This is a genomic window from Bacteroides sp. 3_1_23 (assembly GCF_000162555.1).
GTDB classification, from domain to species: domain Bacteria; phylum Bacteroidota; class Bacteroidia; order Bacteroidales; family Bacteroidaceae; genus Bacteroides; species Bacteroides ovatus.
Genome location: NZ_GG774949.1, coordinates 3,807 through 16,461, shown reverse-complemented (window position 1 = coordinate 16,461; position 12,655 = coordinate 3,807). Strand labels below are relative to the sequence as shown.

The 12,655-nt window shown below is 44.1% G+C and carries 10 protein-coding genes; 9 read left to right on the top strand and 1 reads right to left on the bottom strand.

Features of this window, described 5'->3' with window-relative positions; translation table 11 throughout:
• Window positions 1-201 precede the first annotated feature (201 nt).
• From HMPREF9010_RS23850 to HMPREF9010_RS23890, 9 genes are all read left to right on the top strand, one after another.
• Window positions 202-852 carry a TetR/AcrR family transcriptional regulator gene (locus HMPREF9010_RS23850; protein ID WP_004323670.1) on the top strand — a complete coding sequence of 217 codons (651 nt, stop codon included), beginning with the start codon at window positions 202-204 and terminating at the stop codon, window positions 850-852.
• A gap of 55 nt (window positions 853-907) precedes the next feature.
• On the top strand, window positions 908-2,254 hold the full coding sequence (locus HMPREF9010_RS23855) for a TolC family protein (protein WP_008646307.1): 1,347 nt from the start codon (window positions 908-910) through the stop codon (window positions 2,252-2,254).
• A gap of 33 nt (window positions 2,255-2,287) precedes the next feature.
• A complete protein-coding gene (locus HMPREF9010_RS23860) occupies window positions 2,288-3,325 on the top strand; it encodes an efflux RND transporter periplasmic adaptor subunit (RefSeq protein WP_004307515.1) in 1,038 nt (345 codons plus the stop codon).
• Between the two features lie 114 nt (window positions 3,326-3,439).
• A complete protein-coding gene (locus HMPREF9010_RS23865) occupies window positions 3,440-6,598 on the top strand; it encodes an efflux RND transporter permease subunit (protein WP_004310863.1) in 3,159 nt (1,052 codons plus the stop codon).
• 12 nt (window positions 6,599-6,610) lie between these two features.
• A complete protein-coding gene (locus HMPREF9010_RS23870) occupies window positions 6,611-6,904 on the top strand; it encodes a PG0541 family transporter-associated protein (protein ID WP_004307513.1) in 294 nt (97 codons plus the stop codon).
• A gap of 115 nt (window positions 6,905-7,019) precedes the next feature.
• A complete protein-coding gene (locus HMPREF9010_RS23875; protein ID WP_004310861.1) occupies window positions 7,020-8,420 on the top strand; it encodes an SGNH/GDSL hydrolase family protein in 1,401 nt (466 codons plus the stop codon).
• A complete protein-coding gene (locus tag HMPREF9010_RS23880; RefSeq protein WP_008646306.1) occupies window positions 8,407-9,324 on the top strand; it encodes an SGNH/GDSL hydrolase family protein in 918 nt (305 codons plus the stop codon). The genes HMPREF9010_RS23875 and HMPREF9010_RS23880 overlap by 14 nt, the downstream gene beginning before the upstream one ends.
• A complete protein-coding gene (locus HMPREF9010_RS23885; protein ID WP_008646303.1) occupies window positions 9,311-10,798 on the top strand; it encodes an MBOAT family O-acyltransferase in 1,488 nt (495 codons plus the stop codon). The genes HMPREF9010_RS23880 and HMPREF9010_RS23885 overlap by 14 nt, the downstream gene beginning before the upstream one ends.
• Window positions 10,799-10,884: 86 nt before the next feature.
• Entirely contained in the window at window positions 10,885-11,889 is a 1,005-nt protein-coding gene (locus HMPREF9010_RS23890; RefSeq protein WP_004307509.1) for an aldo/keto reductase, read from the top strand.
• Between the two features lie 462 nt (window positions 11,890-12,351).
• On the opposite strand, the gene HMPREF9010_RS23895 is transcribed toward HMPREF9010_RS23890, so the two are convergent.
• Window positions 12,352-12,655 (bottom strand): ISAs1 family transposase (locus HMPREF9010_RS23895; protein WP_008646300.1); only part of this gene is annotated, 304 nt, incomplete at its 5' end.

Sequence of the window (12,655 nt, the reverse complement as noted above, 5' to 3'; positions counted from 1 at the left end):
TACCTTTCTTTTGTGTTTGTTCCAAATTTCCTATTAACACTTGTTTTCATTTCACTCTATTGAATGATAATAAATCCCAAATGGACTATAAATAGCTGGAAACTTAATTTGTTAATTGAGTTTTCTGTATATCTTTGTTCCGTTTTTCCTTTGGAAATGAAGAGAAAACGAAAACTGCATTTTAATAAAATAGAAAAACGGATGATGACAGAGCATGGAAAGGACGCTTCCCAACGGGTAGAGTTAAGAGAACGGATCATAACGGCGGCAACAGAAGCTTTTACTTCAAAAGGCATCAAGAGTATTACAATGGATGACATTGCAGCAGCATTAGGAATTTCCAAACGTACGCTCTACGAAGTCTTTTCGGATAAAGAATCGTTGTTGAAAGAATGCATACTGAAGGCACAGGCAGACAGAGACAAGTATTTGCAGAAAGTCTTTGAACAGTCGCACAATGTGTTGGAAGTGATACTTGCAGTCTTTCAGAAAAGCATTGAGATGTTTCATCAGACGAACAAACGCTTTTTTGAAGACATTAAGAAATATCCCAAAGTATATGAGATGATGAAGAATCGGCAGGACAGCGATTCGATGAAAACCATGTCCTTCTTCAAAACAGGAGTAGAGCAGGGCATCTTTCGTTCGGATGTAAACTTCGCTATTGTCAATTTGCTGGTACGTGAGCAATTTGATGTGCTTTTGAATACGGACATCTGTAATGAATACCCTTTCATTGAAGTGTATGAATCCATCATGTTTACTTATATACGCGGTATCTCCACCGAAAAAGGAGCAAGGGTACTGGAAGACTTTATACAAGAATATCGCAAGAACCGCATCGAAGACTAGAGTAAAAGTGAGGTTCTATTGACAAACAATTAAGATTAAATTAGAAATTCAGTTTATGAACAAGATGAAAAGATTGACAGGTCGGAAGATCCTTCTGGTAGCTGTGGCATTCTGTGCATTTGGTTTTGCAAAGGCGCAGGACACGCAGACGGAGAAGAATACCCTAACCTTAACCTTAGACAAAGCCTTGGAAATTGCATTGGATGAGAATCCGACAATGAAAGTGGCAGCGGAAGAAATCGCCTTAAAGAGAGTTGCCAGCAAGGAAGCCTGGCAAAGTCTGTTGCCGGAGGCCAGCATTGCCGGTTCCTTAGACCATACAATTAAAGCGGCTGAAATGAAATTGAACGATATGTCGTTCAAGATGGGGCAAGACGGTTCGAACACCGCCAATGCCGGGTTGAGTATTAACCTGCCACTCTTTGTGCCGGGTGTTTACCGTGCTATGTCGATGACAAAGACGGATATTGAACTGGCAGTAGAGAAGTCACGTGCTTCCAAACTGGATCTGGTGAATCAGGTAAGCAAGGCTTATTATCAGTTAATGCTTGCACAGGATAGCTATGAAGTGCTTCAAGGCAGCTATAAACTGGCAGAAGATAATTACAATGTAGTGAATGCCAAATATCGGCAGGGAACTGTGAGCGAATATGACAAGATCAGTGCGGAAGTACAGATGCGCAGCATTAAGCCGAACCTGATTGCGGCAGCCAATGCGGTGACTTTGGCTAAATTACAGTTAAAAGTTCTGATGGGCATCACTGCCGATGTGGAGATAAAGATTAATGATAATCTGACCAACTATGAGACGACCATGTTTGCCAATCAGTTGAAAGAAGAGAATGTGAATCTGAACAACAATACCACCATGAAGCAGTTGGACTTGAACATGAAGTTGCTCGAAAAGAATGTAAAGTCTTTAAAGACGAACTTTATGCCGACTCTTTCCATGAGCTTCTCCTATCAATATCAGTCATTGTATAATCCGAATATCAATTTCTTCGATTATAACTGGAGCAACAGTTCCAGCCTGATGTTCAATATCAGCATACCTTTATATAAGGCAAGCAATTTTACGAAAGTGAAATCTGCCCGTATCCAGATGCGCCAGCTCGATTGGAATCGTATCGATACGGAAAGACAGTTGAATATGCAGATTGTCAGTTGTCGCAATAATATGAGTGCCAGCACAGAGCAGGTAGTCAGCAACAAGGAAAATGTGATGCAGGCAAAGAAAGCGGTGGTGATTGCCGAAAAACGTTATGATGTAGGTAAGGGCACGGTGCTCGAACTGAACAGTTCCCAAGTGTCACTGACACAGGCGCAACTCACCTACAATCAGTCCATATACGATTACCTGGTTGCTAAGGCAGACCTCGATCAGGTTCTGGGAAAAGAATAAAGATAGACAACTAAAAAATTACAAGTAAGGAATATGAAAAGAAGTATCCAATTGGTAGCCCTGCTGTTAACTGTGTTTATGGGCTCATGTACAGGTGGAAAAGACAAAGCGGCTGCGGAACATGTGGACGCGAAGCCCATTGTGAAGCTGGCAGACGTAAAAGCCCGTCCCGTAGATCAAATACAGGATTACACAGCAACGGTGGAAGCCGAAGTAAAGAATAATATAGCTCCTTCGTCTCCCGTACGTATCGACCAGATTTTTGTGGAAGTGGGCGACCGCGTATCCAAAGGCCAGAAACTTGTGCAGATGGATGCAGCCAACCTGAAACAGACGAAGCTGCAACTAGATAATCAGGAAATAGAATTCAACCGTATCGACGAATTATATAAAGTGGGCGGTGCGTCCAAATCAGAGTGGGATGCTTCGAAGATGCAACTCGATGTGAAGAAAACCGCTTATAAGAATCTGCTGGAGAATACCTCTTTGCAAAGCCCTATCAATGGTGTAGTCACTGCGCGCAACTATGATAATGGCGATATGTACAGTGGTGGAGAACCGGTTCTGGTAGTAGAACAGATCACTCCCGTGAAACTCCTGATTAACGTGTCTGAAACCTACTTCACGAAAGTGAAAAAAGGTACTCCTGTCGACGTGAAACTCGATGTATATGGTGATGAAGTCTTTACAGGAACCATCAACCTGATTTACCCTACCATAGATGCTACTACCCGTACATTCCAGGTGGAGATCAGACTGGATAATAAAGACCAGCGTGTGCGTCCGGGAATGTTTGCCCGTGCGACATTGAACTTCGGTACAGCAGAAAACGTAGTTGTTCCTGATTTGGCTATCGTTAAGCAGGCAGGTTCCGGCGACCGTTATGTATTCGTTTATAAAGACGGTAAAGTATCTTATAATAAGGTTGAACTGGGTAGACGCATGGGTACGGAGTACGAGTTGAAATCCGGTGTGCCCGATAACTCACAGGTTGTAGTTGCCGGACAGTCACGTTTGGTGAACGGTATGGAAGTAGAGGTGGAAGCCTCTTCCCAACTTTCTTCCAAATGAGAGATGTACAGTACCTTTCTCCCAATGCTTTTATTAATTAACCTGATTTCAAAACGATCTTCCGGCTTCCTCTTCTTGGGAGAGGAGTGGGGAGAGGCTTTTAAATAAAACAACATGAGTTTATACGAAGGTGCGGTTAAGAAACCGATTATGACCTCCCTCTGCTTTCTGGCAGTGGTGATTTTTGGTCTTTTCTCTTTGTCCAAGTTACCTATCGACTTGTATCCGGACATTGACACGAATACAATCATGGTAATGACCGCTTATCCCGGAGCAAGTGCTTCGGATATAGAAAATAATGTGACTCGCCCGCTCGAAAATACGTTGAATGCGGTGAGCAACCTGAAACATATCACCTCCCGTTCTTCCGAGAATATGTCATTAATTACATTGGAGTTCGAGTTTGGTAACGATATTGACGTTCTCACCAATGATGTGCGCGATAAACTCGACATGGTAAGCTCACAGCTTCCCGATGATGTCGAGAATCCGATCATCTTCAAATTTAGTACGGACATGATTCCGATCGTGTTGCTTTCCGTACAGGCCAATGAGAGTCAGTCAGCGCTTTATAAGATATTGGACGACCGTGTGGTAAATCCGCTGGCACGTATTCCGGGAGTCGGAACCGTCTCCATCAGTGGTGCACCGCAACGTGAGATTCAGGTATATTGCGACCCCAACAAACTGGAAGCCTATCACCTGACTATTGAAACAATCAGCTCCATTATCGGAGCCGAGAATAAGAACATTCCCGGTGGTAACTTCGATATTGGTAGCGAAACCTATGCACTGCGTGTAGAAGGTGAGTTTGATGATTCCCGTCAGTTGGCAGATGTAGTGGTGGGTACACACAATGGGGCGAATGTCTTTTTGCGTGATGTAGCCCGTATTGTCGATACCGTGGAAGAACGTGCGCAGGAAACCTATAATAATGGTGTGCAAGGTGCTATGATTGTAGTTCAGAAACAGTCGGGAGCCAATTCGGTAGAAATCTCCAAGAAAGTGGCCGACGCGCTGCCGAGGCTTCAAAAGAACCTGCCGAGCGACGTGAAGATTGGTGTCATTGTCGATACTTCGGACAACATTTTGAACACCATCGACAGTTTGACGGAAACCGTTGTTTATGCCTTGCTCTTTGTTGTCATCGTCGTGTTCCTCTTCCTGGGACGTTGGCGTGCGACGCTGATTATCTGTATCACTATTCCGCTTTCGTTGATTGCTTCGTTCATTTACTTGGCGATTAGTGGAAATACGATTAATATTATTTCGCTTTCGTCACTTTCTATTGCTATCGGTATGGTGGTGGATGATGCGATTGTGGTACTTGAAAACGTAACGACCCATATCGAGCGTGGCTCCGATCCGAAACAGGCAGCCGTGCACGGAACAAATGAGGTGGCAATCTCTGTAATTGCTTCTACGTTGACCATGATTGCCGTGTTCTTCCCGTTGACGATGGTAAGCGGTATGTCCGGTGTGCTTTTCAAACAGTTGGGTTGGATGATGTGTGCCATCATGTTTATTTCTACGGTCGCCGCACTATCTTTGACTCCGATGCTCTGTTCTCAGTTACTTCGCTTGCAGAAGAAACCATCGAAAATGTTCAAGCTCTTCTTTACTCCGATTGAGAAAGCGCTCGACGGACTTGATACTTGGTATGCGAAGATGTTGAACTGGGCTGTACGTCATCGTCCGATTGTGATTGTGGGATGTATTGCTTTCTTCGTTGTCAGTTTGCTGTGTGCAAAGGGCATCGGTACGGAGTTCTTCCCGGCACAGGATAATGCCCGTATTGCCGTACAGTTGGAACTTCCAATCGGTACACGAAAAGAGATAGCGCAGGAATTATCTCAGAAGTTAACCAACCAATGGCTGACGAAGTATAAAGACATAATGAAAGTCTGTAACTATACAGTCGGTCAGGCTGATTCTGACAACACTTGGGCATCCATGCAGGACAATGGCTCACATATAATCTCGTTCAACATCAGTTTGGTAGACCCGGGTGATCGTGACATCACTTTGGAAGCAGTCTGTGATGAGATGCGTGAAGATTTGAAAGCCTATCCGGAATTCAGTAAAGCACAGGTAATCCTCGGAGGTAGTAACACGGGTATGTCCGCGCAGGCAAGTGCCGACTTTGAGGTTTACGGATACGATATGACAGTAACCGATAGCGTAGCAGCCCGTCTGAAACGTGAATTATTGAAAGTAAAAGGCGTGACCGAGGTAAATATCAGCCGTAGTGACTACCAACCGGAATATCAGGTAGACTTCGACCGTGAAAAACTGGCGATGCATGGCTTGAATCTTTCAACTGCTGGTAACTATCTGCGTAACCGTGTCAATGGTGCGGTAGCATCTAAATATCGTGAGGACGGAGATGAATATGATATCAAAGTGCGTTACGCACCTGAATACCGTACAAGCCTGGAGAGTCTCGAAAATATCCTCATTTACAATGCACAGGGACAATCCGTTCGTGTGAAAGACGTCGGAAAGGTAGTCGAACGTTTTGCACCTCCTACCATCGAACGTAAAGACCGCGAACGTATCGTGACCGTTTCCGCTGTAATCTCCGGAGCTCCGCTGGGCGACGTAGTGGCTGCCGGAAATAAGGTGATAGATAAAATGGATCTTCCGGGAGAAGTCACCATTCAGATTTCCGGTTCGTACGAAGATCAGCAGGATTCATTCCGCGATTTGGGAACACTTGCCATCCTGATTGTTGTTCTGGTATTTATCGTGATGGCAGCGCAGTTCGAGTCACTGACTTATCCGTTTATCATCATGTTCTCCCTGCCGTTTGCGTTTAGTGGTGTCTTGATGGCACTATTCTTTACGAACAGCACATTGAGTGTCATGAGTTTATTGGGAGGTATCATGTTGATTGGTATTGTGGTGAAGAACGGTATTGTGCTTATTGACTACATTACCCTTTGTCGAGAACGTGGATTGGCTGTTTTGAACTCTGTGGTAACAGCAGGTAAGAGCCGTCTTCGTCCGGTACTGATGACCACCGCTACTACCGTTCTCGGTATGATTCCGATGGCTATCGGTGGCGGTCAAGGTTCGGAAATGTGGAGTCCGATGGCAATTGCCGTAATCGGTGGTTTGACGATATCTACTGTTTTGACATTGATTTTGATTCCTACTCTATATTGTGTATTCGCGGGAACTGGTATCAAGAACCGTCGTCGTAAACTCCGCCGTCAACGTGAATTGGACGTTTATTTCCAGGCGAATAAAGATAACATTATTAAGAAATAACAGAAAAGAAATATGAAATCAGTATTGATAACATTCGACCAGGCTTATTACGAACGAATCATGGCGTTGCTCGACCGTTTGGGTTGTCGTGGCTTTACATACCTTGAAAAAGTACAGGGACGTGGTTCGAAAACAGGCGATCCGCATTTCGGAAGCCATGCCTGGCCAAGTATGTGCTCGGCTATCCTGACAGTGGTAGAAGATAACAAAGTCGATTCATTGCTCGACACCTTGCATAAAATGGATTTGCAGACGGAACAATTAGGTTTGCGTGCATTTGTGTGGAACATTGAACGGACCATTTAAATGTGATCCGGTAGATAGATAAAAAGGAAAGGAGAATCTAATAAATAATGTAGATTCTCCTTTCTTTTTGTGGCTTTTGTCTATCTTTGCGGTCGTTTGGGATTTTAGAAACATTATGGAGATAATAAAGAATTATTTGAAATATTCGTTGTGGTTCGTACTGATTGTATTTGCAGCCTTACTCGGGCTTCATTGGCTTCCGGTACTGACCATTGACGGGCACACGATGAGGCGTGTAGACCTTTTGAGCGACCTTCGTTATCCGGAATCGGAGATTGCCACAGCTGATTCGGACAGTATCCCTTTGCCTCCAGTTGTAAAGCCGGTCTTTGTAGATACTTGTCGTGCAGGTATGACTTGCATTGAAGATTACAGTGATTCCACCCTCCGGGGGATGGCTCCTTTTTATGAAGCACTCAATCGTATCTCTTCCAGTGATTCAGATGACTCTGATGACAAACAGGTACGCATTGCCGTATTCGGAGACTCCTTTATCGAAGCGGATATATTTACGGCCGACTTGCGCGAAATGCTTCAGAAACAATTCGGCGGTTGTGGTGTAGGTTTTGTTACCATCACTTCCATGACAAGCGGTTACCGTCCTACGGTACGGCATACATTTGGCGGATGGTCCAGCCATGCAGTAACAGACAGTATCTATTTCGATAAGAAGAAACAAGGCATTTCCGGACACTATTTTGTCCCCCGGAACGGAGCTTATGTAGAACTACGCGGACAAAATAAATACGCCTCCCTGCTCGATACTTGTCAACGTGCTTCTATCTTCTTCTATAATAAAGATTCCGTTCTTCTTTCTGCCCGTGTGAACAAAGGAGAAAGCAAGAATTACTCTTTAGGCCCTTCTGATGGATTACAACAAGTTCAGGTGGACGGACGCATCGGTTCTATCCGTTGGACAGTAGATCGTGCGGACTCTGCCCTGTTCTATGGCTTGGCAATGGATGGAAAGAAAGGAATCATTCTCGATAACTTCTCGTTGCGTGGCAGTTCCGGTCTTTCCCTGCGCGGTATTCCGGTACAAACGTTGAAGCAGTTTAACCGCCAGCGTCCTTACGACCTGATTATCCTCGAATATGGATTGAATGTAGCTACCGAACGGGGACGCAATTATGATAATTACCAGAAAGGATTGATTACAGCTATCGAGCATCTGAAAGAATGTTTCCCACAAGCCGGAATTCTGTTATTGAGCGTTGGCGACCGTGATTATAAGAACGAAAACGGCGAACTCCGTACCATGCCCGGTGTTAAGAATCTGATTCGTTATCAGCAGAACATTGCTGCTGAAAGCGGTATTGCATTCTGGAATATGTTTGAAGCAATGGGCGGAGAAGGCAGTATGGCAAAACTCGTCCATGCCAAACCCTCTATGGCAAACTACGATTATACGCATATAAACTTCCGTGGCGGTAAGCATTTGGCTGGATTGCTTTATGAAACCATGATCTATGGTAAGGAACAATACGACAGGAGGCGTGCTTATGAGAAAGAGTAACCTGCTGTCCATCTTTATTCTCATTCTCGCCGGTATGTTGAGTGTCCCTTGTTTTCTTACAGAAACAATCGCGCAAGACCGTATGCCTGTATGCTCTCCATTGGGAAAGACTGCAAAGCGGATAAAGCCTTTACGGGAAATGAACTGGGCGAATGATACGATCAACGTACAAGTAGCCTTCCCTGCTGCTTTTCGCGAAACCGGACGGAATGAGATTATTGACAGCATTGCTCTGCTGGCTCCCGTCTTTGAACATCTCCGCCAGGTACGTGCCGGACTCTCCGAAGATACAGTCCGCATCGTTCATATTGGCGATAGCCACGTGCGTGGACATATCTATCCCCAAACCACCGGTGCCCGTTTGGCAGAAACCTTTGGTGCCATTTCTTATATTGATAAAGGCGTCAACGGAGCTACTTGCCTAACATTTACCCATCCGGATCGTATTACCGAAATCGCTGCCTTGAAACCCGAATTGCTGATTCTCTCTTTCGGAACCAATGAAAGCCATAACCGGCGTTATAATATAAATGTGCACTACAATCAGATGGATGAACTTGTGAAACTGTTGCGCGACAGTCTTCCTAACATCCCCATTCTTCTGACTACCCCTCCCGGTTCCTATGAAAGTTTCCGGCAACGGAGGCGTAGGCGCACGTATGCCATCAATCCCCGTACGGCAACAGCAGCGGAAACTATCCGCCGTTATGCCAAAGACCATCGCCTGCTCGTGTGGGATATGTATGATGTAGTCGGAGGGAAGCGTCGTGCCTGCACCAACTGGACGGAGGCAAACCTGATGCGTCCCGATCATGTACATTATTTACCTGAAGGATACATCCTGCAAGGAAATTTATTATACCAAGCACTTATACAAGCATATAATGACTATGTTTCCCATTGATATAGATTTCAGTAGACTAAAAGAGGTACTTACCTACGATCCGCAAGCCCCGATGATATTCAGCAGCGGTATCTTCCTTTGGCTGTTCGCTGCTTTCATGGTAGTGTATGTGTTGTTACAACGTAAATACACTGCCCGCATCTTGTTTGTCACCCTCTTTTCCTATTATTTCTACTACAAGAGTAGCGGCACATACTTCTTTCTGCTTGCTATAGTCACCGTTGCCGACTTCTTTCTTGCACAGCTAATGGATCGTGCAGAAGGGTATTGGAAACGTAAAGGATTAGTAGTTTTGAGTCTGAGTATCAATCTGGGACTTCTTGTCTATTTCAAATATACCAATTTCCTGGGTGGAGTGATAGCGTCATTGATGGGAGGAGAGTTTACCGCCCTTGATATATTCCTGCCGGTCGGTATCTCTTTCTTTACTTTCCAGTCGCTAAGCTACACCATCGACGTTTACCGGAGGGACATAAAGCCATTGACGAATCTTTTGGACTATGCTTTCTACGTATCTTTCTTCCCCCAGTTGGTGGCAGGACCTATCGTGCGTGCCCGCGATTTTATCCCGCAAATCCGGAAACCTCTCTTTGTTTCGCAGGAGATGTTCGGCCGCGGAATCTTCCTGATCGTATCCGGTCTTTTCAAGAAAGCCATTATCTCCGACTATATCAGCATCAACTTTGTAGAACGTATTTTTGATAATCCTACTCTCTATTCGGGTGTTGAGAATCTGATGGGAGTGTATGGTTATGCTTTACAGATTTACTGCGACTTTTCCGGATATAGTGACATGGCTATCGGTATCGCTTTATTGTTGGGCTTTCATTTTAATCTCAACTTTAATTCTCCTTATAAGTCTGCCTCCATTACCGAATTCTGGCGTCGTTGGCACATCTCTTTGTCCAGTTGGCTGCGGGATTATCTGTATATTTCTTTAGGAGGAAACCGAAAAGGTAAGTTCCGGCAATATCTGAATCTTATCATTACCATGTTTCTGGGTGGATTGTGGCATGGCGCATCTTGGAACTTCGTTCTTTGGGGAACCTTCCACGGAGTTGCTTTAGCATTGCATAAAATGTGGATGACCATCACCGGGCGTAAGAAAGGAGAACAAAGTCATGGTTGGCGGCGTGTATTCGGAGTGGTTATTACTTTCCATTTTGTCTGCTTCTGCTGGATTTTCTTCCGTAATGCCGATTTTCAGAACTCAATGGATATGCTGGGACAGATATTCACTACTTTCCGTCCGCAACTGTTCCCACAGTTACTTGAAGGATATTGGAAAGTATTCGCATTAATGTTGTTCGGCTTCCTGCTTCATTTTGCTCCCGATAGCTGGGAAAATGCAGCTTGCCGGGGAGTGATCCGTCTACCGTTCGTAGGAAAAGCAGTGTTGATGATAGCTTTGATTTACCTTGTTATTCAGATGAAGAGTTCGGAGATTCAGCCGTTTATCTATTTCCAGTTCTGATCCGCCTTCTTTTTAATATCCGGTTGAAGCCGTAATTGGAATATTTTTCCTTTCTTTGTGAAAGGAAAATATAAACATTCTGCTTTATGGAAAACTCTTTCAGTTATCAGCCGGCAGCCGATCGTTACGAACAGATGCCTTATACATATTGTGGCAAGAGTGGCTTGCAGTTACCTCTAATCTCTTTGGGATTGTGGCATAATTTCGGTAGTGTGGACAATTTCAATGTAGCAACCGACATGATTAAGTATGCTTTCGATCACGGTGTTACTCATTTTGACTTGGCAAATAATTACGGTCCTGCTCCCGGAAGTGCCGAAGTAAATTTCGGACGAATCTTGAAAGAGAACTTTCAAGGCTACCGGGATGAAATGATTATCTCTTCCAAGGCCGGTCATGACATGTGGGCAGGTCCTTATGGCGGAAATAGCTCTCGAAAAAATCTGATGGCGAGCATTGACCAAAGTCTCTGCCGGACAGGTTTGGAGTATTTTGATATCTTTTATAGTCATCGTTATGACGGAGTCACTCCAGTTGAAGAAACCATTCAGACATTGATTGATATTGTGAAGCAAGGTAAAGCATTGTATATCGGAATTTCTAAATATCCTCCCGAACAAGCCCGTGTTGCCTATGAGATGATGGCAAAAGCCGGTGTTCCCTGTCTTATCAGCCAATATCGATATAGTATGTTCGATCGTGCGGTTGAGGCTGAATCACTTCCTTTAGCAGCGGAGTACGGTTCCGGCTTCATAGCTTTCTCTCCTTTGGCACAAGGATTATTGACCGATAAATATCTGAACGGCATTCCGGAAGGTTCCCGTGCTGCCCGTTCTTCGGGTTTTCTTCAACAATCTCAAGTGACGCATGAAAAGGTAGAAGCTGCCCGTCAATTAAATGAAATAGCCCGCCGCCGTGGGCAAACGCTGGCTGAAATGGCTTTGGCATGGGTGCTGAAAGACGAAAGAATGACATCAGTGATTGTAGGTGCAAGTTCTGTGAATCAGTTAGCCGACAATTTGAAAGCGCTGGAACATTTGGAGTTCACGGCAGACGAGTTGAAAGAAATAGAGCAAATTTTACCCGGATAAATTCAGCCTGATTCATAAGGAGGTGTCGTATTTACAATTTGAATTCAGCAGTCTCCGCTGAATTCAGCTTCTGCAAATGTTTTTTCATATTCATTTCTCATGTTCTCATAAATGATATGATAATAGTTTGTAAATCAATGATATAATACTATGAGAAATGAACTGTGAAATGGCATTTCTCATAGTATTTCCATCATTTACCCCTAAAAAAGATGCATTTCTCATAGGTTTCAAATCATTTCTCATCTTATTCTCATACTCCTTCTTATTTGTTTTGCTCATTTCTCATACATGATGGCTGCAGCTTTTCCCGGACTCTCGCCGGACTTACGATTATTCCTTTCCCTATGTCGTTTATTAATCAACTTCCTATTGTTTACTGCTTTCCTGTGTATCATTCACCTTATATCTTACTGTTTTCCCTTACTCACTGCTATTTCTTCCTGCTACAGGGCAGACGCATTAAAAATTATTTTCCTGTAAAAGTTGTGACAAATATTTTTCATCCCATCCGGCTTTTAGTCTTTTCAGATTCATGCTTCCTTTTGTTGTTTTTTCATTCTTTAGTATGGTAAGTGCCATCTTTGTTGCCACCGAAAAGTTTCTGGCTGCATTTTTCACCTTTTTACTGTAGTCTTCTCGAAAGGTAACATCCAGTTGCCAATGAAGATTATTTTCAATAGACCAATGCTGCCTGATGGCAGATGCAATCTCCTCCGGTTTGGTATTATCAAGTGAAGTTACATAGTATCTGACCTCTTGAGTA